General features: G+C 68.7%; 27 protein-coding genes. 9 read left to right on the top strand and 18 right to left on the bottom strand.

Features of this window, described 5'->3' with window-relative positions:
* Nucleotides 1–36: 36 nt before the first annotated feature.
* The 5 genes from ACFOES_RS18485 to ACFOES_RS18505 form a co-directional block, all read right to left on the bottom strand.
* The gene (locus ACFOES_RS18485; protein WP_377834853.1) at nt 37–975 is read right to left on the bottom strand and encodes a bifunctional riboflavin kinase/FAD synthetase; all 939 of its coding nucleotides are present in this window, start codon (nt 973–975) and stop codon (nt 37–39) included.
* Nucleotides 976–1,014: 39 nt separating this feature from the next.
* Entirely contained in the window at nt 1,015–1,473 is a 459-nt protein-coding gene (locus ACFOES_RS18490; RefSeq protein ID WP_377834854.1) for a MaoC family dehydratase, read from the bottom strand.
* A 127-nt stretch (nt 1,474–1,600) separates the two neighbouring features.
* The gene (locus tag ACFOES_RS18495; RefSeq protein ID WP_377834855.1) at nt 1,601–2,482 is read right to left on the bottom strand and encodes a TIGR01459 family HAD-type hydrolase; all 882 of its coding nucleotides are present in this window, start codon (nt 2,480–2,482) and stop codon (nt 1,601–1,603) included.
* A 173-nt stretch (nt 2,483–2,655) separates the two neighbouring features.
* Complete coding sequence (locus ACFOES_RS18500) at nt 2,656–3,573, bottom strand: manganese-dependent inorganic pyrophosphatase (protein WP_377834856.1); 918 nt, start codon at nt 3,571–3,573, stop codon at nt 2,656–2,658.
* A 118-nt stretch (nt 3,574–3,691) separates the two neighbouring features.
* Complete coding sequence (locus tag ACFOES_RS18505; RefSeq protein WP_377834857.1) at nt 3,692–4,693, bottom strand: TraB/GumN family protein; 1,002 nt, start codon at nt 4,691–4,693, stop codon at nt 3,692–3,694.
* A 211-nt stretch (nt 4,694–4,904) separates the two neighbouring features.
* Here ACFOES_RS18505 and groES point away from each other — a divergent pair, with 211 nt between their 5' ends.
* The 3 genes from groES to ACFOES_RS18520 all read left to right on the top strand — a co-directional run bounded on the left by groES (nt 4,905) and on the right by ACFOES_RS18520 (nt 7,879).
* Nucleotides 4,905–5,192 carry a co-chaperone GroES gene (gene groES, locus ACFOES_RS18510; protein WP_377834858.1) on the top strand — a complete coding sequence of 96 codons (288 nt, stop codon included), beginning with the start codon at nt 4,905–4,907 and terminating at the stop codon, nt 5,190–5,192.
* Nucleotides 5,193–5,242: 50 nt separating this feature from the next.
* Nucleotides 5,243–6,889: a chaperonin GroEL gene (gene groL / locus ACFOES_RS18515; RefSeq protein WP_377834859.1), complete on the top strand. Its 1,647-nt coding sequence runs from the start codon at nt 5,243–5,245 to the stop codon at nt 6,887–6,889.
* Between the two features lie 138 nt (nt 6,890–7,027).
* On the top strand, nt 7,028–7,879 hold the full coding sequence (locus tag ACFOES_RS18520) for a DMT family transporter (RefSeq protein ID WP_377834860.1): 852 nt from the start codon (nt 7,028–7,030) through the stop codon (nt 7,877–7,879).
* Here ACFOES_RS18520 and ACFOES_RS18525 read toward each other — a convergent pair.
* Nucleotides 7,857–8,348, bottom strand: a complete 492-nt coding sequence (locus ACFOES_RS18525) for a GreA/GreB family elongation factor (RefSeq protein WP_377834861.1) — start codon at nt 8,346–8,348, stop codon at nt 7,857–7,859. The genes ACFOES_RS18520 and ACFOES_RS18525 overlap by 23 nt on opposite strands.
* Nucleotides 8,349–8,456: 108 nt before the next feature.
* On the opposite strand from ACFOES_RS18525, the gene ACFOES_RS18530 reads away from it, so the two are divergent.
* Nucleotides 8,457–9,191, top strand: a complete 735-nt coding sequence (locus tag ACFOES_RS18530) for an esterase/lipase family protein (protein ID WP_377834862.1) — start codon at nt 8,457–8,459, stop codon at nt 9,189–9,191.
* A 78-nt stretch (nt 9,192–9,269) separates the two neighbouring features.
* Here the strand turns inward: ACFOES_RS18530 and ACFOES_RS18535 are convergent, their stop codons facing one another.
* The 3 genes from ACFOES_RS18535 to ACFOES_RS18545 form a co-directional block, all read right to left on the bottom strand.
* The gene (locus tag ACFOES_RS18535; RefSeq protein ID WP_377834863.1) at nt 9,270–10,349 is read right to left on the bottom strand and encodes a 5-(carboxyamino)imidazole ribonucleotide synthase; all 1,080 of its coding nucleotides are present in this window, start codon (nt 10,347–10,349) and stop codon (nt 9,270–9,272) included.
* Nucleotides 10,342–10,830 carry a 5-(carboxyamino)imidazole ribonucleotide mutase gene (gene purE / locus ACFOES_RS18540; protein ID WP_377834864.1) on the bottom strand — a complete coding sequence of 163 codons (489 nt, stop codon included), beginning with the start codon at nt 10,828–10,830 and terminating at the stop codon, nt 10,342–10,344. The genes ACFOES_RS18535 and purE overlap by 8 nt, the downstream gene beginning before the upstream one ends.
* Nucleotides 10,831–10,936: 106 nt before the next feature.
* On the bottom strand, nt 10,937–11,155 hold the full coding sequence (locus ACFOES_RS18545; RefSeq protein ID WP_377834865.1) for a YdcH family protein: 219 nt from the start codon (nt 11,153–11,155) through the stop codon (nt 10,937–10,939).
* 208 nt (nt 11,156–11,363) lie between these two features.
* Between ACFOES_RS18545 and ACFOES_RS18550 the strand changes: the two genes are divergently transcribed.
* Together ACFOES_RS18550 and ACFOES_RS18555 are read left to right on the top strand one after the other, a co-directional pair.
* Nucleotides 11,364–11,777 carry an Hsp20 family protein gene (locus ACFOES_RS18550; RefSeq protein ID WP_377834866.1) on the top strand — a complete coding sequence of 138 codons (414 nt, stop codon included), beginning with the start codon at nt 11,364–11,366 and terminating at the stop codon, nt 11,775–11,777.
* Nucleotides 11,778–11,787: 10 nt separating this feature from the next.
* Nucleotides 11,788–12,021: a DUF1150 family protein gene (locus tag ACFOES_RS18555; protein ID WP_377834867.1), complete on the top strand. Its 234-nt coding sequence runs from the start codon at nt 11,788–11,790 to the stop codon at nt 12,019–12,021.
* 135 nt (nt 12,022–12,156) lie between these two features.
* On the opposite strand, the gene ACFOES_RS18560 is transcribed toward ACFOES_RS18555, so the two are convergent.
* Nucleotides 12,157–13,863 carry a bifunctional sulfate adenylyltransferase/adenylylsulfate kinase gene (locus ACFOES_RS18560; protein WP_377834868.1) on the bottom strand — a complete coding sequence of 569 codons (1,707 nt, stop codon included), beginning with the start codon at nt 13,861–13,863 and terminating at the stop codon, nt 12,157–12,159.
* A gap of 266 nt (nt 13,864–14,129) precedes the next feature.
* Entirely contained in the window at nt 14,130–15,101 is a 972-nt protein-coding gene (trxB, locus tag ACFOES_RS18565; RefSeq protein WP_377834869.1) for a thioredoxin-disulfide reductase, read from the bottom strand.
* 193 nt (nt 15,102–15,294) lie between these two features.
* Here trxB and ACFOES_RS18570 point away from each other — a divergent pair, with 193 nt between their 5' ends.
* A complete protein-coding gene (locus ACFOES_RS18570) occupies nt 15,295–15,795 on the top strand; it encodes an Lrp/AsnC family transcriptional regulator (protein WP_377834870.1) in 501 nt (166 codons plus the stop codon).
* Between the two features lie 474 nt (nt 15,796–16,269).
* Here ACFOES_RS18570 and ACFOES_RS18575 read toward each other — a convergent pair whose 3' ends face one another.
* The 4 genes from ACFOES_RS18575 to lgt all read right to left on the bottom strand — a co-directional run bounded on the left by ACFOES_RS18575 (nt 16,270) and on the right by lgt (nt 19,402).
* Nucleotides 16,270–16,446 (bottom strand): hypothetical protein, encoded by a 177-nt coding sequence (locus ACFOES_RS18575; protein WP_377834871.1) that lies wholly within the window; start codon nt 16,444–16,446, stop codon nt 16,270–16,272.
* 242 nt (nt 16,447–16,688) lie between these two features.
* On the bottom strand, nt 16,689–17,444 hold the full coding sequence (pgeF, locus tag ACFOES_RS18580; RefSeq protein ID WP_377834872.1) for a peptidoglycan editing factor PgeF: 756 nt from the start codon (nt 17,442–17,444) through the stop codon (nt 16,689–16,691).
* Nucleotides 17,445–18,518 carry a class I SAM-dependent methyltransferase gene (locus ACFOES_RS18585; protein ID WP_377834873.1) on the bottom strand — a complete coding sequence of 358 codons (1,074 nt, stop codon included), beginning with the start codon at nt 18,516–18,518 and terminating at the stop codon, nt 17,445–17,447.
* The gene (gene lgt / locus ACFOES_RS18590; protein ID WP_377834874.1) at nt 18,515–19,402 is read right to left on the bottom strand and encodes a prolipoprotein diacylglyceryl transferase; all 888 of its coding nucleotides are present in this window, start codon (nt 19,400–19,402) and stop codon (nt 18,515–18,517) included. The genes ACFOES_RS18585 and lgt overlap by 4 nt, the downstream gene beginning before the upstream one ends.
* Nucleotides 19,403–19,506: 104 nt before the next feature.
* On the opposite strand from lgt, the gene ACFOES_RS18595 reads away from it, so the two are divergent.
* Both ACFOES_RS18595 and ACFOES_RS18600 read left to right on the top strand, forming a co-directional pair.
* Nucleotides 19,507–19,779 carry an accessory factor UbiK family protein gene (locus ACFOES_RS18595; RefSeq protein WP_377834875.1) on the top strand — a complete coding sequence of 91 codons (273 nt, stop codon included), beginning with the start codon at nt 19,507–19,509 and terminating at the stop codon, nt 19,777–19,779.
* 253 nt (nt 19,780–20,032) lie between these two features.
* Complete coding sequence (locus ACFOES_RS18600; protein WP_377834876.1) at nt 20,033–20,287, top strand: GlsB/YeaQ/YmgE family stress response membrane protein; 255 nt, start codon at nt 20,033–20,035, stop codon at nt 20,285–20,287.
* Here the strand turns inward: ACFOES_RS18600 and ACFOES_RS18605 are convergent.
* The 3 genes from ACFOES_RS18605 to ACFOES_RS18615 form a co-directional block, all read right to left on the bottom strand.
* Nucleotides 20,284–20,565: a hypothetical protein gene (locus ACFOES_RS18605; protein WP_377834877.1), complete on the bottom strand. Its 282-nt coding sequence runs from the start codon at nt 20,563–20,565 to the stop codon at nt 20,284–20,286. The two genes, ACFOES_RS18600 and ACFOES_RS18605, sit on opposite strands and share 4 nt — an antisense overlap.
* 1 nt (nt 20,566) lies before the next feature.
* Nucleotides 20,567–20,776 carry a DUF2905 domain-containing protein gene (locus ACFOES_RS18610; RefSeq protein ID WP_377834878.1) on the bottom strand — a complete coding sequence of 70 codons (210 nt, stop codon included), beginning with the start codon at nt 20,774–20,776 and terminating at the stop codon, nt 20,567–20,569.
* A gap of 309 nt (nt 20,777–21,085) precedes the next feature.
* Nucleotides 21,086–22,336, bottom strand: a complete 1,251-nt coding sequence (locus ACFOES_RS18615) for a mandelate racemase/muconate lactonizing enzyme family protein (RefSeq protein WP_377834879.1) — start codon at nt 22,334–22,336, stop codon at nt 21,086–21,088.
* Nucleotides 22,337–22,359: the final 23 nt, after the last annotated feature.

Raw genomic sequence — 22,359 nt, forward strand, 5'->3', positions numbered from 1 at the left:
CGATCCGACCCTTCGTCCGGCGGCGTGCCGGCGCGATCAGGCGTCCTTGAGAATCTCGCGCGCCTTGTCGCAATCGGCGGACATCTGCGCGATCAGCCCGTCCAGCCCGTCGAAGGTCATCTCGGGCCGCAGGAACTCGACCAGCCCGATCGAGATCTCGGCGCCGTAGAGATCGCCGTCGAAATCGAAGAGGAAAGTCTCGAGATTGGGCAGGTTCTCGCCGAACATCGGTCGCACGCCAAGGCTGGCGGCGCCGTCATAGCTGCCGGCATGGGGGCCGGTCAGCACGTCGACCTTCACCGCGTAGACGCCGAAGCGCGGTGGGTGCAGGGCGGTGATGGCGATGTTGGCGGTCGGGAAGCCGAGGTCGCGGCCGCGCTTGTCGCCGTGCAGCACCTCGCCCTCGATCCGGTGCCAGTGGCCCAGCATCCTTGCGGCGTCGCGCGGCCTCCCGTCGCTCAGCGCCTTGCGGATCGAGGTCGAGGAGACCTCGTCGCCGGCATCGGCGACCAGTTCGGCGATGGTAACGCCGAAGCCCATCTCCTCGCCGAAGGCCTTGAGGTCCGCCGCCGTCCCCTTGCGGCCCTTGCCGAAGCAGAAATCGGCGCCGACGACGACATGGGCGACGCCCAGCCCGTCGGCCAGCACCTGCTGCGCGAACTCGCGCGGCGTCATCCCGGCCAGCGCCAGGGTGAAGGGCAGCTCGTAGAGGAATTCGACGCCCAGCTTCTCCAGCCGGTGGGCGCGGGCGGCGGCGTTCATCAGCCGGAAGGGCGGGGCATCGGGGGCGAAGACCTGGCGCGGATGCGGCTCGAAGGTGATGACGCCGGGCGGCGCGCCGATCCTGCGGCCCTCGGTCTCGGCCAGTGCGATCACCGCCTGATGGCCGCGATGGACGCCGTCGAAGTTGCCCATGGCGACCGAAGCGCCCCGGTCGCCCGGCTCAACCCCGGTCCATGTCGTGACAATCCGCATCGATCCCCGCGCCGTCTCTCGCGGCGGAGGCGCCCGCCGTCAGTCGAACTTGCGGCTCGGCGCCAGAACCAGCGCCTCGCCTTTCAGGACGACCGTATCGCCCACCAGACAGCGACAATCAAGGGTGACGCGGCGCTTGGCGTGGTCGATGGTCAGAACCTTGACCTGGGCCTCGACCGTGTCGCCCGGCCGCACCGGGGCGAGGAACTTCAGCGTCTGGCCCATATAGACCGTGCCATGGCCCGGCAGCTGCTCTCCGATCACCGCCGAGATCAGCCCGGCGGTCAGCATGCCATGGGCGATGCGGCCCTCGAAGATGGTGTCCTGGGCGTAATCGTCATCCATATGCACCGGGTTGTGGTCGGTCGAGACCTCGGCGAACAGCTCGATATCGCGGTCGGTGACCTGCTTGCGCAGATAGCGCATCATGCCGACTTCGAGATCCTCGATGCAGATCGTGCCGCGCGGCAGGTTGTCATTCGGCGGGGTGTCGAACATCTGTCTGGGTCCATCGCTCATGTTGCGCCGCAGCATAGCGAGGGGCAGGGGAAGGCGCAAGATGGGCGCGCAACAATATTTCCGGATGCGACATTGCGGCGTAATTATGATGCTACGCCGTTTTGCCTCAGCGCAGACGGGCGATCGCCGCCGTCACCGTCATCTGGTGGCGCTCCAGGTAGGCATCGACCAGCGCCGGATCGGGCCGGGCCGGGTCGGGACCGAATTCCTCGGCCGCCAGTCCGCCGGTGACGAAGAGCGCGTCCAGCCCCTCGCCGACGGCGCCCTTGATATCCGTCGCGATGCCGTCGCCGATGGCGAGGATCCTGCGGTCCGCCACCTCGCCCGCCAGCGCCGCCAGCCGGCGCCGGGCGAGGTCGTAGATCGGCGGCCAGGGCTTGCCGAAATAGAGGCTCTCGCCGCCCATCTTGTCATAGGCGCGGGCGATCGCCCCGGCGCAGAAGATCCGCTTGTCGCCAAGGTCGACGACGATGTCGGGATTGGCGCAGAGCAGCTTGAGCCCCTTGGCCTTGGCGTAGAGCAGGGTGGCGCGGTAATCCTCGGGCGTCTCGGTCAGGTCGTCGAACAGGCCGGTGCAGACGATGCCCTCGGCCTCTTCCAGCGGCACCCGGCTGATCGGCGCGCCCGTGGGCAGGTCCTCGGCCATCTCGGTGAAGAAACCGTCGTCCTTCGCGGGCCCGAGATGATAGACCTTTTGCCCCACCGCCCCGGTTACCAGCGCGTATTGCGCCGCGTCGCCCGAGGTCACCACCTCGTCATAGGCGTCGCGCGGCACGCCCAGCCGGTCGAGTTGGCGCAGCACGCTGGGCTTGGGCCGCGGCGCGTTGGTCAGCAGCACCACCTTGCCGCCGCCGGAGCGGAACGCCTGCAGTGCCGCCACCGCCTCGGGAAAGGCGGCCTGGCCATTATGCAGGCAGCCCCAGAGATCGCAGAACAGCGCGTCATAGGCGGGGCCGATCTCGGCAAGCGATTGAAGGATGCGGGTCATGGAAGCCTCGGCTCGGCCGGGCCGCACCTGCGGCGCGGTGCCTCCGGCGGGGATATTTGGACTGAGAGGAAAGGCGTTCCCGTCTTCCTCTCAGCCGAAATATCCCGGGGGTCTGGGGGCAGCGCCCCCAGCCTCGGCGGCGGGGCAGCCGGGCCGCCCCACCGGGATGTCGCTCAGACGTTCAGCGACGGGATGATCTGCTTCTTCCGGCTCATGATGCCGGGCAGGACCACGGTGTCGCCCTCGACCTTGGCGCCGAAGCTCTTCTCGGCGATGGTCTTGACCAGGTCGTTGGGCACCAGCAGCGTCGCCTCCTCGCGCAGGATGTCGATGATGAACAGCAGCACCTGGTCGGCGCCGTCGGCCTCGGCCACGCCGGGCATCGCCGCGACCAGGGCGTCCTTGCGTTCGAGCACGACGGCCGGCGCGGTGGTTTCCAGCACCGAGATCCGCAGCTTCTTGCCGCCGAGCTCGTATTCCTTCGAATCCATCTTCAGCAGTTCCGCCTCCGAGAAGGCCGAGACGTCGGATTTCGCCGCGAACATCTCGGCGGCGTAATCCGGGATCGAGACGCCCAGCTCGCTGGCCAGGGTCTGGGCCACTTCGCGGTCATGGTCGGTGGTGGTGGGCGAGCGGAACTCGAGCGTATCGGACAGGATGCAGGACAGCATCGCGCATTTGATCGCGTCGGGCATCTTGGCGGTGTCGTCGCCCATCAGGTCGTACATGATCGTCGCGGTGCAGGCGAGCGGACGGATCGTGATGTCGATCGGCCGCTTGGTCTTCAGCCCGCCGGCCAGCATGTGGTGGTCGATGATCTGGACCACGTCGGCGTCGTTGATCGAGGCCGGCAGCTCGGCCGGGTTGTTGGTGTCGACGATGACGCAGGTCTCGCCGGCTTCGACATCGGCGATGATCTCGGGCTTGTCGAGGCCCCAGCGGGTCAGGACGAAGGCGGCCTCGGTGTTCGGTTCGCCCAGCAGGCACGGCTTGGCCGGGGTGCCCTTCACCTCGGTCAGGTACCAGGCCCAGATGATGGGCGAGCCGGTCGAATCGGTGTCGGGGGATTTATGGCCGAATACCTTGATCATGGCGGTGTTCCGTCTGCAAAAGAGGGTCAAATCGCGCGCTTTATAGGCATTGCGCCCGGGCTTGTCACCCCGCTGCGGCGCGGCATCGGCCCGCTGTCGGCCTGACGCCGGGCGCAGGTTACGGTTCCAGCCGGGTCAGGGTGAAGCCGGCCCGGTGCAGCAGGTTCAGCACGCCGTCGCGGCCGCCCAGGTGACCGGCGCCGAAGGCGGCAACGACGTGGTGCCCTGCCGCCGCGCGTTCCAGAACCGGGATCCAGGCGCGGTTGCGGTCGGTGACCAGGTGGCGGTCGATCTGGGCATAGGCGGCCCGGCCCCGGCCGGGCGGCAGGCCCGAGCCGGTCACGGCGAGGTGCTGCGAGAAGGCCCAGATCAGCCGGTGCTGGCCGGCGAAATAGGCACTGGCGGTGGTGGCCAGCAGGTCGGCGGCGTTGCCGTCCGTGGCCACGGTCGCGCGCAGCATGTCGAGCCGGGCCGGGAACGGGATCGCGTCGAAGGCGCGGAGCGCCGTGTCGTGGGGTTCGAGCGCCCGGACCGGGATGCCGCGGGCCCGGGCGGCCGCGATCAGCCGCTTGTCCAGCCCGCCGCTCTGCGCCGCCTTGATCTCGGCGCGGGCGCAGGGCGGGACGGAGAGCAGCATCGTCAGATACCAGGGCCGCATCTTGGCGGCGAGGAAGGGCGGGATGCCGCGGGCCCGGACCGCCTTCACCAGCGCCTGCCATGTCGGCTCGTCGAGCCGCTCGGGCAGGGTCGGGCCTTCGGTCAGGAACAGGATCTCGGGCCGGCTGGTCATCTCGGACTTGAGGGCGGCCTCTTCCTTCGGCCCGGCCTCGACCAGCAGCGCGTCGGCGCCACGCAGCAGCGGTGTCAGCCGCGGCATCAGCGCGTCGAAACGCGGGTCGGGCAGGTGATAGGTGCCGATGAGGGTGAGGCTCGCGTCGCCCCTGGTGGCGCGCCAGACATTGCCGGTGGCATAGGGCGCGTCGCCGACCAGTGCCGCCTTCCGGGCGTCGCTATATCCGGCCAGCAGGTCCTTGCCGTGGCAGGCGGCGGTGGAGGCCCCCGGCGCGGCCAGCAGCAGCAGGGTCACGGCGACCCGGGCGACGACAGAGAACACGGACATCAAACGCTCCTCGAACAGGTTCCGGCTTGCCCCGCCGGCCACGATGCCACGGCGGATCATGCCGGGCCAGCCGATGCCGCGCGGCAGCGTGAATTTTTCGCGCCCAGGTGAGTTGACTCGGCCCAACGCTGTCCTTAGATGCGGAGCGTTGGCACTCGCCGGTGGTGAGTGCTAACGACAAATTAACCTGGAACCTAGGGAGTGTTCTCAGATGGCATTCAAACCGCTGCATGACCGTGTGCTGGTCCGCCGCGTCGAGAGCGAAGAAAAAACCAAGGGCGGTCTGATCATCCCCGATAGCGCCAAGGAAAAGCCCGCCGAGGGTGAAGTCGTCGCTTGCGGCGAAGGCGCCCGCAAGGATTCGGGCGAGCTGATCGCGATGGGCGTCAAGGCCGGCGACCGGGTGCTGTTCGGCAAGTGGTCGGGCACCGAGGTGACCATCGACGGCGAAGAGCTGCTGATCATGAAGGAAAGCGACATCCTCGGCATCATCGCCTGAGCCTGTCCGCCTTCGATTAACTGAAATACAGACAACCAGGAGCAAGCAACATGGCTGCCAAGGACGTCAAGTTCGACACCGATGCCCGCAACCGCATGCTGCGTGGCGTCAACATCCTCGCCGACGCGGTGAAGGTGACGCTGGGCCCGAAAGGCCGCAACGTGGTCATCGAGAAGTCGTTCGGCGCGCCGCGCATCACCAAGGACGGTGTCTCGGTCGCGAAAGAGGTCGAACTCGAGGACAAGTTCGAGAACATGGGCGCGCAGATGGTGAAAGAAGTCGCCTCGCGCACCAATGACGAGGCCGGCGACGGCACCACCACCGCCACGGTTCTGGCCCAGGCCATCGTCCGCGAAGGCATGAAGGCGGTCGCCGCCGGCATGAACCCGATGGATCTGAAGCGCGGCATCGATCTGGCCACCGACAAGGTCGTCGAAGCCATCAAGGCCGCCGCCCGCCCGGTCAACGACAGCGCCGAGGTTGCGCAGGTCGGCACCATCTCGGCCAACGGCGAAGCCGAAATCGGCAAGCAGATCGCGGACGCGATGCAGAAGGTCGGCAACGAGGGTGTCATCACCGTCGAAGAGAACAAGGGCCTCGAGACCGAGACCGAAGTGGTCGAAGGCATGCAGTTCGACCGCGGCTACCTGTCGCCCTACTTCGTCACCAACCCCGACAAGATGATCGCCGAGCTGGATGACTGCCTCATCCTGCTGCACGAGAAGAAACTCTCGTCGCTGCAGCCGATGGTGCCGCTGCTCGAGCAGGTGATCCAGTCGCAGAAGCCGCTGCTGATCATCGCCGAGGACGTCGAGGGCGAAGCCCTGGCCACCCTCGTGGTCAACAAGCTGCGTGGCGGCCTGAAGATCGCCGCCGTCAAGGCGCCGGGCTTCGGCGATCGCCGCAAGGCCATGCTGCAGGACATCGCGATCCTGACCGGCGGCCAGGTGATCTCGGAAGACCTGGGCATGAAGCTCGAGAATGTCGGCATGGACATGCTCGGCACCGCCAAGAAGGTCTCGATCACCAAGGACGCGACCACCATCGTCGACGGTGCCGGCGACAAGGCTGAAATCGCGGCCCGCGTGGCGCAGATCCGCACCCAGATCGAGGAAACCACCTCGGACTACGACCGCGAGAAGCTGCAAGAGCGCGTCGCCAAGCTGGCCGGCGGTGTTGCGGTGATCCGCGTCGGCGGCATGACCGAAGTCGAAGTGAAAGAGCGCAAGGACCGTGTCGATGACGCGCTGAACGCCACCCGTGCGGCGGTTCAGGAAGGCGTCGTCGTCGGCGGCGGTGTCGCCCTGATCCAGGGCGCCAAGTCGCTCGAGGGCGTGACCGGTGCGAACAGCGACCAGGACGCCGGCATCATGATCGTGCGCAAGGCGCTGGAAGCGCCGCTGCGTCAGATCGCCGAGAACGCCGGTGTCGACGGCTCGGTCGTCGCGGGCAAGATCCGCGAGTCGAACGACCTCAAGTTCGGCTTCAACGCCCAGACCGAAGAGTTCGGCGACATGTTCGCCTTCGGCGTGATCGACCCGGCCAAGGTGGTTCGCACCGCGCTGGAAGACGCGGCGTCGGTTTCCGGCCTGCTGATCACCACCGAGGCGATGATCGCCGACAAGCCGGCCAAGGAAGGCGCCGGCGCCGGCATGCCCGACATGGGTGGCATGGGCGGCATGGGCGGCATGATGTAAGCTGCCCGTCGCATGACGGAACGGGAAAGGGGGCCTTCGGGTCCCCTTTTTCATGGCCGGATGCCCTGCCGGCGGAGCGCGGTGTGGGGCGCGCGGTCGCGGATTGCGCCCGGTGCCGCGGCGGGGCAGTCTGGGCGCATGCGCCTGCTTGTCCTGACCACGCTGACGATGATCGCCTTCGCCGCCAATTCGGTGCTCAACCGGCTGGCGCTGGCCGACGGGGCGATCGGCCCCTCGGCCTTCGCGGCGCTGCGGCTCGGCTCGGGTGCCGTCGCGCTGGCGGCGTTGGTCGCGCTGCGCGGCCGCCGGCTGCCGCTGGCCGAGAGCGGCCGCTGGGCCGCTGTCGCCGCGCTGGCGGTCTATGTGCTCGGCTTCTCCTACGCCTATCTCAGCCTCGATGCCGGGATCGGGGCGCTGATCCTGTTCGGCGCGGTCCAGATCACCATGTTCGCCGGCGCGGTGCTGGCACGCGAGCCGGTGCCGCCGCGACGCTGGGCCGGGGCGGCGCTGGCCTTCGCCGGGCTCGCCTGGCTGTTCTGGCCCGGCGGCCACGATGCCCCGGCGCCGCTGGGCGCGGCGCTGATGGCGGCGGCCGGGGTCGGTTGGGGCCTCTATTCGCTGCGCGGCCGCGGCGCCTCCGACTCGTTGGCGGCGACGGCGGCGAATTTCGCCCTTGCCGTGCCGCTCGGCCTTGCCGCGCTGCTCCTCGTCCCCGACGGCGCGCCGCTGACCGCGCCCGGCATCGGGCTGGCGCTGACCTCGGGCGTGGTGACCTCTGGCCTCGGCTACGCGCTGTGGTACAGGGTGCTGCCCGAGCTGCCGGCGACCATCGCCGCCGTCGCCCAGCTCACCGTGCCGCTGATCGCCATGGCCGGCGGGGCGCTCTTCCTCGGCGAAACCCTGACCCTGCGCTTCACCGGTGCCGCGCTGCTGGTGCTGGGCGGGATCGGCCTGTCGCTGCTGCGGCTCAATCGTAGCGGATCGCGGTGATCTCGAGCTCGACCGTGCCGCCGGGCCGGCGCCATTCGACGACGTCGCCCACGCCGCTGCCGATCAGCGCCCGGGCCAGCGGCGACTGCGCCGTGATCCAGCCCTTGCCGGCCGCGGCCTCGTCCTCGCCGACAATGCGGAACTGCCGCGCCTGGCCGTCCTCGTCCTCGACCGTCACGGTGGCGCCGAAGGCGACCTCAGCCGCCGGCTGCCGGGCCGGGTCGACGAGGATCGCGCTTTTCAGCCGCGCCTCGAGATAGCGGATGTCGCGCTCGGCCGCCGCTTCGGGCAGCTTGTCCAGCCGCTCGGCCCGGGCCCGCAGCCCGGCCAGCCGGGCCTGGGTCTCGGCCAACCGGGCGCGCAGCGCCGCCAGCCCCGACGGGGTGACGTAGTTCGGATGCGGGCTGATCGGCAGGTCGGGCAGCGGCTCGTTGTCGGGCCCGTCCTCCTTGACGAATGCGCGGCTCATGCGGCGGCTCTCCGGTGGATCGGCGGTTCTGGCCGGACAGACTGGCGCCGGGCGCGGGCTTTGTCCATGCCCCTCGCAAAGCGATGGCGCCGGACTTATCTTCGAGCCATGCGTGCCCTGCTTCTCGCCCTGCTGTCGCTGCTGCCCTTCGCCAAGTCCGCCGCCGCCGCGGGCGACTGCGTCGTGCTGCTGCACGGGCTGGCGCGGAGTTCCAACTCGATGCTGGCGATGAAGGCGGCGCTGGAAAAGCAGGGCTACCGCGTCGTCAACCGCGCCTATCCCTCGACCCGGGCCCCGATCGCCGAGCTGGTGGAAAAGCATGTCGGCCCGGCGGTGGCGGAATGCGGCGACGCGCGGGTGCATTTCGTCACCCATTCGATGGGCGGCATCCTGGTCCGGGCCTGGCTGGCCGAGCATCGGCCGAAGAAGATGGGGCGGGTGGTGATGCTGGCCCCGCCCAATCACGGCTCGGAACTGGTCGACGCCTTCGGCGACCTGGGCCCGTTCCGCTGGATCAACGGCCCGGCCGGGCTGCAGCTGGGCACCGGGCCGGATTCGCTGCCCAACACCTTGGGCTACCCGCATTTCGACCTCGGCGTGATTGCCGGCGACCGGTCGCTGAACCCACTTTATTCCTCGGTGATCGCGGGCCAGGACGACGGCAAGGTGTCGGTCGACAGCACCCGGATCGTCGGCATGGACGACCATATCACCCTGCCGGTCAGCCACACCTTCATGATGTTCAACCCGCTGGTGATTGCCGAGACCATCGCCTTCCTGAAGAGCGGCGCCTTCGATCACAACCCGACCGTCAAGGGGACGGTGATGCGGCTGAAACCCTGACCGCGGGCCCGGCGGCAGGGCCGGGGGCTTCGCGCCCCCGGACCCCCGCGGGATATTTGAGTGAAGATGAAAGGGCGATCAGCGCGGGGCGGGACCGGTGATGCGGTTGACATGGGCCATCTTGCGGCCCGGCCGGGCCGCGGCCTTGCCATAGAGATGCAGCGCCGTCATCGGTTCGCGAGCGAGCTGCGGCACCTGCTCGATGTCGTCGCCGATCAGGTTGGTCATAACCACGTCGGAATGGCGTGCGCCGTCGCCCAGCGGCCAGCCGGCGACGGCGCGGATATGCTGTTCGAACTGGTCAACGGCGCAGCCGTTCTGGGTCCAGTGGCCGGAATTGTGCACCCGCGGCGCGATCTCGTTGACGATCAGCCCGGCGGGGGTGACGAACAGCTCGACCCCCATCACCCCGACATAGTCGAGATCGTTGAGGATGCGGGCGGCCAGAAGCACCGCGTCGCTGCGTTGCGCCGGGGTCAGGCGGGCCGGCACCGTTGTCGTGTGCAGGATGCCGGACCTGTGGACGTTCTCGCCCGGGTCATAGGCGGCGACCTCGCCGGTCAGGCCGCGGGCGGCAATGACGCTGACCTCGTGGCTGAAATCGACGAAGCCTTCCAGCACCGCGGCGGCGCCGTTCATCGCCGCCAGCGCGGCGGCGGCGTCTTGGGGCGCGTCGATCCGGGCCTGGCCCTTGCCGTCATAGCCCAGCCGGGTGGTTTTCAGGATCGCGGGCGTGCCGATCGCTTCCAGCGCGGCATCGAGCTCGGCGGCGTCGGTCACCGCGCGGTAGGGGGCGGTGGCAAGGCCGAGACCGCTGAGAAAATCCTTCTCGGAGATCCGGTCCTGGCTGACCGCGAGGGCGCGGCGGTTGGGGCGGATCGGGCGCTGCGCCTCAAGCAGGTCGAGCGCCGCGGTCGGGATGTTCTCGAACTCGTAGGTGATGACGTCGACCGCCTCGGCGAAGGCGGTCAGCGCCGCCGCGTCGTCATAGGGGGCGGTGGTCACGGCATGGGCGACGTCGGCCGCCGGCGGGTTGGCGCCGGGCTCGTAGATATGGCAACGGAAGCCGAGCCGAGCGGCGGCGACCGAGAGCATGCGGCCGAGCTGTCCGCCGCCGAGAATGCCGATGGTGGCACCGGGGGCGAGCATCTCAGTCATCCGAGGGCTCCTGCGGGATCGAGGCCGAGAGCGCCGCGCGCCAGGCGTCGAGCCGCGCAGCCAGCGCCGGGTCGTTCAGCGCCAGGATGCCGGCGGCCATCAGCCCGGCATTGGCCGCCCCGGCGGCGCCGATCGCCATGGTGGCGACGGGGAAGCCCTTGGGCATCTGGACGATGGAATAGAGGCTGTCGACGCCCGACAGCGCCCGGGTCTGGACCGGCACGCCGATCACCGGCACCCGGGTCTTGGAGGCCATCATCCCGGGGAGGTGGGCGGCGCCGCCGGCGCCGGCGATGATGACCTGGAGCCCGCGCTCCACGGCCTCCTTGCCATAGCGCCACAGCCGGTCGGGGGTGCGGTGGGCCGAGACGATCCGGGCCTCGTAGGCCACGCCCAGCTCGTCGAGCACGCTGGCCGCTTCCTTCATCGTCGGCCAGTCGGACTGGCTGCCCATGATGATGCCCACTTTCACGTCCGCCATGGTGCTGTCGCGCCCCCCTCTGGATGGAGCGCGCACTATAGCCGGGCAGGCGTCGGGAGCAAGGGCGCGGACCGGGCGGGCGCGGCGCTGAAGGTCGCGGGGCCGTTCAGGCGATGATGTCGGGGGTCAGCTTGTCTTCCAGCCGCGAAATCCGGTCCTTCAGCCCCAGCTTCTGCTTTTTCAGCCGGCGCAGGGTCAGCTGGTCGCCGCGGCCCGAGGTCTGGAGCGCGTCGATCGCCTCGTCGAGATCGCGATGCTCGCGCCGCAGCACTTCGAGCTCGACGCGCAGCACTTCCTCTGTGTTCAGTTCTGACGGGGCGTTCATCGGGATGCCGGAGGCAGTGATTCCAAGGAATTCCAATATAGACCGGTTCGGTGCGAATAAGAAGCGATCTGAACCCGGTATCGCCCTCGAGGGCGGTTCCGGGACCGGGGGCAGCCCTTGCGGCGGCCCGGCGCGCGACCCATATTAGGAATGCGGTCGCCGCAATGGGGCCGCGTTGCACTGTCGCTTCACGCAAGGGCATGGCCTGATGACCAAACTGACCTTCGGATCGCATCCGTTCCTCCTCGGCTTCGAACAGCTCGACCGCCTGGTCGAGAGCAGCGCCAAGGGCGCGAACGAGGGCTATCCGCCGTTCAACATCGAACAGTCGGGCGAGAACGCCTATCGCATCACCCTGGCCGTGGCCGGCTTCCGCGAGGAAGACCTGGCGATCACCGTCGAGGACCGCCAACTGGTGATCCGCGGCCGCCAGGGCGAGGATGCGGAGGACCGCGTCTTCCTGCATCGCGGCATCGCCGCACGGGCGTTCCAGCGCAGCTTCGTGCTGGCCGACGGGGTCGAGGTGTCGGGGGCCGCGATGGAGAACGGCCTGCTGCATGTCGATCTCGAGCGGGCGGTTCCCGAGGCCGTGGTGCAGAAGATCCAGATCACGAAAGCCTAAGGAGGTTTCGATGGATGTGAAATATGAATTCGGACCGGAAACCGAGGAAGGCCGGCAGATCGTCTATGTCCGCCCGGTGGCGGTGGACAGCCTTCCCGCAGAGGTGCAGGAGCAGGCCGGCGGGCTGGAAACCCTCTATGCCGTGCATGACAGCCATGGCGAGCGCATCGCGCTGGTGCGCGACCGCAAGCTTGCCTTCATCCTGGCGCGCCAGAACGACATGGCGCCGGTGAGCGTGCACTGAGCCCGCTCTCCGCGCCTGGCGTCCCCGTGCCGCGTCATATCTGCAGAAGTCATATCTGCAGAAAACGAAACGCCCCGGCCGTTGCGGACCGGGGCGTCGGTATTTCCGGGGGTATTTCCGGGGCAGGGGCCGTGGTCAGCCCTTGATCAGCCCCATCGCCTCGAGCTTGAGCAGCACCTGGTGGGCGCAGTGGTCGACCTCGACATTCTCGGTGTCGAGCACCAGTTCGGCATTGCCCGGCGCCTCGTAGGGGTCGGAGATGCCGGTGAACTCCTTGATCTTGCCCTCGCGCGCCAGCTTGTAGAGACCCTTGCGGTCGCGGCGCTCGCACTCTTCCAGCGAGGTGGCGACGTGGATCTCGACGAAGGCGCCGTATTGCTCGATCATCTCGCGCACCGCGCGCCGGGTGGCGGTGTAGGGCGCGATCGGGGCGCAGATGGCGATGCCGCCGTTCTTGGTGATCTCGCTGGCGACATAGCCGATGCGCTTGATGTTGATGTCGCGGTGTTCCTTCGAGAAGCCGAGCTCGGACGACAGGTGCTTGCGGACGACATCGCCGTCGAGCAGCGTCACCGGGCGGCCGCCCATCTCCATCAGCTTGACCATCAGCGCGTTGGCCACCGTCGACTTGCCCGAGCCGGACAGGCCGGTGAAGAAGACGGTGAAGCCCTGCTGGGCCCGCGGCGGCCGGGTCTTGCGCAGCTCGGAAACCACTTCGGGGAACGAGAACCAATCGGGGATTTCCAGCCCCTCGGCCAGGCGGCGGCGCAGCTCGGTGCCCGAGATGTTGAGCACGGTGACGCCTTCCTCGATCTCGTCGGCGGGCTCGTACTGGGCGCGTTCCTGGACATAGACCATGTGCTTGAAGTCGACCATCTCGATGCCGACCTCGTCCTGGTGCTTGCGCACCATGTCCTGGGCGTCATAGGGGCCGTAGAAATCCTCGCCCGCCGAGTTCTTGCCGGGGCCGGCATGGTCGCGGCCGACGATCATGTGGGTGCAGCCGTGGTTGCGGCGGATCATGGCGTGCCACAGCGCCTCGCGCGGGCCGGCCATGCGCATCGCCAGGTTCAGCAGGCTGAGCTGGGTGGTCTGGGCCGGGTACTTGTCCAGCACCGCCTCGTAGCAGCGCACCCGGGTGAAGTGATCGACATCGCCGGGCTTGGTCATGCCGACGACCGGGTGGATCAGCAGGTTGGCCTGGGCCTCTTTCGCGGCGCGGAAGGTCAGCTCCTGGTGGGCGCGGTGCAGCGGGTTGCGGGTCTGGAAGGCGACGATGCGGCGCCAGCCCAGCTTGCGGAAATAGGCCCGCAGCTCGTTCGGCGTGTCGCGCCGGGCCTTGAAGTCGTAATGCACCGGCTGCTGGATGCCGGTGACCGGGCCGCCGAGATAGATCTTACCGGCCGTGTTGTGCAGGTAGTTGACCGCCGGATGGGCGAGGTCGTCGGCGCCGAAGACATTCTCGGCCTCCTTCGCCTTGTTCGGCTCCCACTTGTCGGTGACCGAGAGGATGGCGAGGATCACGCCCTCCTGGTCGCGCAGCGCGATGTCCTGGCCCGGCTCGATGCCCTCGGCGAATTTCTCGCTGACGTCGAGGGTGATCGGCATCGGCCACAGGCTGCCGTCGGCCATGCGCATGCTCTCGACGACGCCGTCGTAATCGGCCTCGGTCAGAAAGCCCTTGAGCGGGTAGAAGCCGCCGTTCATCAGCAGTTCGAGGTCGCAGATCTGGCGCGGGGTGAGATCCCAGGACGGCAGGGCGCCGGCTTCGGCCTTCAGTTTCTGGGCGGATTCGGCGGAGACGTAAAGTTCTGGGATCGGCGTAAGATTCGACATCGACATCTGTGCTCTCGGCTTTCTCAAACGGAAATGCGGTGCGTTCGCTTCGCGGCATATGCCCCGGGGCTTAGCCCCGCTGTCTGGACCTTTTCAAGGCGAAACAGGGCGTTTGGCAAGAAATGAGGCAATTATGCCCGGCTGCGGAGGCGGGTTGGAACCTCGTAGTCTGTGTCGCGGGCATGTCAGGCCTATTGTTCGCGAAAAAGGGGGCCGCAAAGGAAGTCGAGGCGCCCTGAGGGCGCCCCGTACCACGGCGTTGGAGACGGGTTTCAGGCCGTCGCCGGCTCGGGCGCCGCTTCGGTTTCGTTCTCGGCCAGCCAGCGTTCGGCATCGAGCGCCGCCATGCAGCCCATGCCGGCCGAGGTGACGGCCTGGCGGTAGGTGTGGTCGGTCAGGTCGCCGGCGGCGAAGACGCCGGGCACCGAGGTCCGGGTGCTGCCCGGCTCGACCTTGACGTAACCGCCCATGTGCAGCTCGAGCTGGTCCTTGACCAGTTCCGAGGCCGGGGCATGGCCGATGGCGACGAAGAAGCCGGCGCAGGGCACCTCGGTGATCTCGCCGGTCTCGACATGTTTGGCCCGGACGCCGGTGACGCCGAGCGGCTCCTCGTCGCCGACGACCTCCTCGACGACATGGTTCCAAAGCACCTCGACCTTGGGGTTCTTGAACAACCGGTCCTGCAGGATCTTCTCCGAGCGCAGGCTGTCACGGCGGTGGATCAGCGTCACCTTGGAGGCGAAGTTGGTCAGGAACAGCGCCTCTTCGACAGCGGTGTTGCCGCCGCCGATCACCACCACTTCCTTGCCGCGGTAGAAGAAGCCGTCGCAAGTGGCGCAGGCCGAGACGCCGAAGCCCTTGAACTTCTCTTCCGAGGGCAGGCCGAGCCAGCGCGCCTGGGCGCCGGTCGCCAGCACCAGCGCCTCGGCGCTATAGGTGGTGCCGCTGTCGGCGATCGCGGTGAAGGGCCGCTTGGACAGGTCGAGCGACGAGATATGGTCGGAGATCACCTCGGCGCCCATCGCCTTGGCATGGGCCTCCATCCGCACCATCAGCTCGGGGCCCTGGACCTCGGTGTCGCCGGGCCAGTTCTCGACCTCGGTGGTGATGGTCAGCTGCCCGCCCGGCTGGACGCCCTGGACCAGCACCGGCTCCAACATAGCCCTTGAAGCGTAGATCGCAGCGGTATATCCGGCCGGTCCGGACCCGATGATCAGAAGCTTGGTATGGCGTGTCTCGCCCATCTCGGTGCCCTCGCTATTCGTTGCCGCTTCCCGATATAGGGCGCCGGGGCGGCAATCGAAAGCCCCGGCAGGGGTGGATGGCCCGCACCGGACGCGACATCTGGTCCCAAATGCAAAATTGCGCAGCCGTGAAATAATATTGCGCACGGATTGGCGATTGCGTAAGTTCTCGCCGAATGACAGGGGAACTCGAATGGCTGGGGCAAAACTCGATCCGATCGACCGCAAGATACTGGCGGAGCTTCAGGCCGACGGTCGGATGACGAATGTCGAACTGGCCAAGCGGGTGGGCATCTCGGCGCCGCCCTGCCTGCGCCGGGTGCGGACACTGGAGGAAGCCGGCTATATCCGCGGCTACCACGCCGATATCGACGCGCGCGAGCTGGGCTTCGAGGTCCAGGTCTTCGCCATGGTCCGGCTGCACAGCCAGGCCGAGGCCGACCTGTCGAATTTCGAGCAGCGCTGCCGCGACTGGCCGCTGGTGCGCGAGTGCCACATGCTGAACGGCGAGATCGACTTCATCCTGAAATGCGTCGCGCCCGACCTGTCGACCTTCCAGAGCTTCCTGACCGAGCAACTCACCGCCGCCGAGAACGTGGCCTCGGTGAAAACCTCGCTGGTGATCCGCTGCGCCAAGGACGAGCCGGGCGTGCCGTTCGACGTTCTGGAAGAACGACTCGGCCGTCTGGCCTGAGCAGCCGGCGCCGAGTTCTCCCCGTCTCGACTTTTCTGTCGCGGCCCGGATCGTGTCTGGCGCGACGTTGTCTCATATGTGTCGATCTGTGGCGACCGGGAGACGTTGCAGGCGTCTTTACCCCTGTTCCGTACCCCTGTTCCGTATGTCTGATGACGGGGAGGAGGCGCCGCAGCCCCGCCCGTCGCCAGAGGAGCGACGAGCGGGTGAGGGGCCTGACGTCCGGCCGAATTTGCCGAGGGCGTGGCCCGCACCACCTAGGGCGCGCGGGGACTATCCACTCTTCAAACCTGCCCGGATTGTGGGAAAAAGTCAAATATTTCATGTATATATTCCGAATTTGTCGGAATGCGGCGAGATCTGCGCAATTGTTTCTTCTGGCGAGACATCGTGGAGCCGGAACGGCCGCATGACATGCGAAACGGCCGGGAGGTTTCCCTCCCGGCCGCGAGAATCGGTGCGATGGCTGGAGACTCAGCGGGCGGCGCCGGTCCGCGTCGGCTTGGGCCGGGGCGCCGTGCGCAGGCTGGCCGTGCGCAGGCTGGCCGGGCGGCGGCGGTTGCCGCGTTGCCAGGGCAGGGCGGGGGCACCGGGGCCTGCCTGTGCGCTTTCGGCCAGGACCCATTTCATCCAGCGGCGTTCGGTCTTCATTCGGCGGCTCCTTGCTGTGCCGCACGGGCGGGGCGCGGCGTCTTTCCTTGGCGGCAGGATACACCGTCCAATGGGGCGCCGGGATGGCGCGGGTTCGGAAAATTTGCGGAGCGGCGGGCGCCGGCGGGACCGGAATGTGGCAAGGCGGCGGGGCTGTCTTGTCCCGGAATTGTTGGCGCGGCTGGCTCAACCCGCCAGCTGCCAGCGGTATTGTTTCCGGGATTGCGGCAATTCCGTGGCCGCTAGAGGCGGATGACCGAGATCAGGCGGCCATAATCGGCCTCGCCCCGATGCACCGAACGGCGGTAGGAATAGAACCGTTCGGGCGCGGCATAGGTGCAGTGGCGAATCCATTCCGCTTCGCCGATGCCGGCTTCGCGCAGCCGGTGCAGGCCGAAAGCCGGCAGGTCGAACTGCACCCGGTCGCCTTCGCCGCCGGCGAAGAAGCGGCCGTAATCCGGGTCTTCGGCGAGGAAGGTCTCGAGGAATTCGGGCCCGACCTCGTAGGCCGCCTGGCTGATCGTCGGGCCGATCACCGCCACCGTGTCTTCCCGATGCGCCCCGAGCGCCTCCATCGCGTCCAGAACCGCCTCGAGGACGCCATTCAAAGCGCCGCGCCAGCCGGCATGGGCGGCGCCGATCACCCCGGCCTCGGCATCGGCGAACAGCACCGGCTGGCAATCGGCGGTCAGGATCCCCAGCGCCAATCCCGGCGTCGCCGTCACCATCGCGTCGACGCGCGGCCGTTCGGCGAACGGCTCGGTGAGCGTCGCGACCTCGGCGGAATGGACCTGGTTTGCGGTCAGCAGGTGGTCGGACGACACCTCCATCGCCTCGGCCACGCGCTGGCGGTTGATTTCAACCACCGCCGCCTGGTCGGACGAGCCCGGGCCGCAATTGAGCCCGGCGAAGATGCCCGACGAGGCGCCGCCCCTGCGGGTAAAGAACCCGTGGCGCAGCGGGGCGAGGGCATCGGCTGTCAAAATCTCCAACGTCATTCAATCATTTCCGGGCTCGAAACCGGCGGGCGGCGGGGCCCCCTTGGGAAACAGGGCGAGCGTCTTGAACAGCGTTCCCATTTCCTCGGGGTGGGTCAAGCGGCGATGTGCGGCGATATGGGCGGTCAGCGCCTCGCCGCCCATCCGCTGGGCCAGGGCCTGGGCGCGCGGGGTGATTCCCAGCCGTTCGAGCCAGACCCCCTGCGGCGTCAGCTTCGAATGGTTCAATTCCGGCGCGGCGCGGGCGAGGGCCTCGAAATCGACGTGGGCGGTCAGGTCGGCCTCGCCGGGATGGGCGAGGACTGGATCAAATTCATGTGAGCGCAGCGCCTGCAGCGTATCGCCCAGCGAATGCCAGTCGCCGTAATCGACGATCAGCGCCACCCCGCCATGGCCGGCGATGCGGGCGGCGAGCTGTTCGACGATCGGCGCGGCGGCCGGGCAGGTCTCGACCAGATCGCCCGGCCGGGTGTCCGCCAGCCGCTCCTCCAGCCCCGCCGGCGCCACCGGGCCGGAGAGGCCGAAGCTCAATGCGCCGTCGCTCAGCCCGACCATGCGCTCGCGCCAGCCGGTCTCGTCGCGCAGGAACTGGCGGATCGGCAGGGCGTCGAAGAACTCGTTGGCGACCAGGAACAACGGTGCCTCGGGCAGCGTCGCGATGGTGTCGTGCCAGGTGACGGCATGGCCCTCCAGCGCCGCACGCTGCGCCTTGCGCAGCACCGGCGAGGCCTCGACCAGGTGGACCGACAGCGCGGCGTGGAACCCCGGCACGCCCTTCGTCGCCCGCAGCGCGTCGGCCATCAGCGTGCCGCGGCCGGGGCCGAGCTCGGCCAGGACGAAAGGCGCCGGCGCGCCCTGGTCGAGCCAGCTCTGGGCGAGGCAGAGACCGACCATTTCGCCGAACATCTGGCTGATCTCGGGCGCGGTGGTGAAATCGCCGCCGGCGCCGAGGGGATCGCGGCTGACGTAGTAACCGTGCTGCGGGTGCAGCAGGCATTCGGCCATGAAGTCGGCCACCGTCATCGGCCCCGATGCGGCGGTGCGCCGGGTCAGGATCTCGGCCAGCGGGGTCAATCCGCCCTCCGCGCCCTGAACAGGAAGAAGAGGCCGAGCGCGATCATCGGCAGCGACAGGACCTGGCCCATCGAGAACCCGCCGAGATGGCCGAACTGGATCACGTTGCCCATCGGATCGCTGGCGGTGATGAACTCGGCATCGGCCTGGCGGAAGAACTCGACGACGAAGCGGGCGATGCCATAGCCGGTCAGGAACACGCCCAAGAGCCGCCCCGGCGCCCGCAGCGCCCCGCTGCGCCAGGCCAGCCACAGCAGCAGGAGGCCGAGCAGCACGCCCTCCATTCCCGCCTCGTAGAGCTGCGACGGATGGCGGGCGCAGATGCCGACGACGCCGGGACAATCCTGCGCCGCGGCTCCGGGGAAGGCCACGCCCCAGGGCATCGTCGTCGGCCGGCCCCAGAGTTCGCCGTTGATGAAATTGGCGATCCGGCCCAGCATCAGCCCCGGCGGCGTCGCCACCGCCATCGCGTCGGCGGCCGACAGCATCGGGATGCCCTGCCGGCGGCAGAACAGGTAGCCGGCGGTGAGCACGCCCAGCAGCCCGCCGTGGAACGACATGCCGCCATGCCAGACCATCGGTATTTCCCACGGGTGGCTGAAGTAATAGGCCGGCTCGTAGAACAGCACGAAGCCCAGCCGGCCGCCCAGCACGACGCCCAGGATCACCCAGGTCAGCAGGTTCTCGACCTGCAGCGGCGTCATCGGCGCCGTGTGCCCGGGCCACAGTCGCGGCGTCTTGACCAGCCCGAGGACGATGCGCCAGCCGATCAGCAGCCCGGTGATATAGGCCAGCGCGTACCAGCGCAGCGCGAAGGTGAAGCCGCCGACGGTGATCGAGAAGATCTCGGGCGAGATGTTCGGGAACGGGATGTAGTGCTGCATGGCGCCTCCTTGCGCCGCTACCTGTCTTTGCCGCAGGGGCGAAGTCAACCTTGAGATTCGCCGGCGATGGCGCCATATGGGGGCCAGGCACACCGGAGGCAGCCATGCAGACCCGCAACAAGATTCTCGACGACTTCTCGCAACTGATGACCAACGCGATGGGAGTCGCCCAGGGTGCCCGGACCGAGGCCGAGACGGCGATGAAAAGCCTGCTCGACCGCTGGCTCGCCGATCGCGACTTCGTGACCCGCGAGGAGTTCGACGCCGTCCGCGCCATGGCCCAGAAGGCGCGCGAGGAGAACGCCGCGCTGCAGGCCCGGATCGAGGCGCTGGAAGCCGCCGCACCCAAGGCCGCCACGCCCAAGCCGAAGGGCTGAGCCATCGACGGGCCGCGCCCGGCCGCGCCGCCCGATCGCCTCCGGCGGGAGTATTTGGGCAAAGAAGAAGCTGCAGGGCTTCTTTCCCATTCACCTGAGTGAAAATATCCCGGGGGAGCCGCGCCAAGCGCGGCGGGGGCAGCGCCCCCATGGCGCCCCGTGGCGGCGGCCCCTCGCTCACGGATTGTCCGCGCCGTCATCGCCCGCTACTCTGCCCCCCGCGGCGTCAGGCCGCGCAAACGGGGAGAGAACCATGGGCCCGGGTAGCCTGCTCATCATGCTCATTGTCGGTGCGCTGGCCGGGTGGCTGGCCGGGCAGATCGTCAAGGGGGGCGGTTTCGGCCTGATCGGCAACATCGCCATCGGCGTCGTCGGCGCGGTGCTGGCCGGGCTGCTGTTGCCGCGGCTGGGGCTGGGCATGGGCCAGGGCTTCGTCGCCGCGGTGCTGCGGGCGACCTTCGGCGCGGTGATCCTCCTGGTGCTGATCCGGGTGGCCAAGCGGCTCTAGCCGCCGGCCTCGGCCAGCCGGGCGGTGATGCGGAAGCCGGGCGCGCCGGGCTCGAAGGCGATGCGCCAGGCGCGGGCGGCGACGCGGGTCCCGGCGGCGGTGAGGTGCGGGCGGAGGCTCAGCCGGTCGCCCGACAGCGTTCCCTGCGCCCGGCCGCCATCGGCGAAGGCGAGCGTCACCGGCCCGTCCGTTGCCCGCCCGTCGCCGGGCGCCCCTGCCAGCACCCGGCCGCGGGCGCCGGGATAGAGGTGGCTATGGCTGCACTCCAGCTCGAGCATCTCAGCGCAGGAAGTGGCGGATCAGGGCAAGGAGGGCGGAAAGCACGACCGAGACCAGGATCGCCGAGGTGACGGGGATGTAGAGCCGGAAACCCTGCCGCTCGATGACGATGTCGCCGGGCAGCCGGCCGAGGCCGAGCCGCGTGATCGGCCCCCAGAGCAGACCGAACAGGATCAGGACGACCCCGGCGAGGATCAGGGTGCGGGACATGCGTCGAAGATAGGGCGGGCCGGCCTGTGGCGAAAGGGGGGGAAGGGGGGGCGAAAGGATTGTGGCGCGGCAGCGACGGCGGCGGGCCGCGGCATCGGGGCGGCTTGCCTTTGCCGGGTGGCGGCAGATGATGGGACCAGCGCCGGGGAAATCCCGGCCCGGTTCAGGAGGTTGTAGCCATGAAAATGCGTCTGGTCGTGCTGTGCGGACTGGTCCTTACCACCCTTGCCGCCTGCGGCTTCTCCGGCGGGTCCGGGCCGTCCTCGTTCTTCTGAGGAGACCGGCCCGCGCTCCGATCCGGCGCGGGCCCTACGCCTTCTGTCCCGCATCCGACGACGGTGCGCCGCCCTCGAAGCGGTTGCCGTTGGCATAGTCGCAGGGCGCCTCCTGCATCTCCAGGTGCAGCTTGTCGCCGTCATAGGGATGGGCGCGGGCGAGATCCTCGTCGAAGGCGATGCCCAGCCCCGGCGCTTCGGGCGCGATGATGAAGCCGTCCTCCCAGGTGATCGAATGCTGGATCAGGGCGAGGTGGAAGGCGCCGCCGGTGTCGATCGTCTCGGCGATCAGAAGGTTGGGGATCGAGGCGCTCAGGTGGATGTTCGCCGCCCATTCCACCGGCCCGGCATAGAGGTGCGGCGCCATCTCGGCGTTGAACACCTCGGCGATCGCGGCCAGCTTCCTCGCCTCCCAGATGCCGCCGACCCGGCCGAGCGCCGGTTGCAGGATCTTCGCCCCGCCCGAACGCAGCAGGGTGGCGAATTCGGCCTTGGTGGTCAGCCGCTCGCCGGTGGCGACGGGGATCCGCACCGCGCGGGCGACCTCGGCGAATTCGAGCAGGTTGTCGGGCGGGATCGGTTCCTCGAACCACAGCGGGTTGTAGGGCTCCAGCGCCTGGCCCAGCCGGATCGCGCCGGCGGTGGTGAACTGTCCGTGGGTGCCGAACAGCAGGTCGGCCCTGTCGCCGATCTCGTCGCGGATCGCGCTGCAGAAGGCGACCGAGCGGCTGATGTCGGACATCGCCGGCTGGTGGCCGCCGCGGATCGTGTAGGGGCCGGCCGGGTCGAACTTGACCGCGGTGAAGCCGAGGTCGACGTAGTGCCGCGCCGCTTCCGCCGCCATCTCGGGGCTGACCCAGAACTCGGCCCCGTCCTGGCCTGGCTGCGGGTAAAGATAGGTGTAGGAGCGGATGCGTTCGTTCATCTTGCCGCCCAGCAGCGCCCAGACCGGCCGCTCGCGGGCCTTGCCGACGATGTCCCAGCAGGCGATTTCCAGCCCCGAGAAGGCGCCGATCACGGTCGGGTCGGGGCGCTGGGTGAAGCCGGCGGAATAGGCGCGGCGGAACATCAGTTCGACGTTCTCGGGGCTCTCGCCCTGCATGTGGCGGGCGAAGACATCCTCGATCACCGCCTTCATCGCCCCGGGGCCGACGGTCGAGGCGTAGCATTCGCCGTAGCCCACGATGCCGTCATCGGTGGTCAGCTTGACGAAGGTCCAGTAGCGGCCGCCCCAGCCCGGGGCGGGCGGGGCGACGGTGAAGATCTCCAGATCGGCGAGGCGCATGGGACGGGCCTTTCGCGGGTTGG

It is taken from the genome of Acidimangrovimonas pyrenivorans, assembly GCF_042643245.1.
Lineage (GTDB): Bacteria > Pseudomonadota > Alphaproteobacteria > Rhodobacterales > Rhodobacteraceae > Acidimangrovimonas > Acidimangrovimonas pyrenivorans.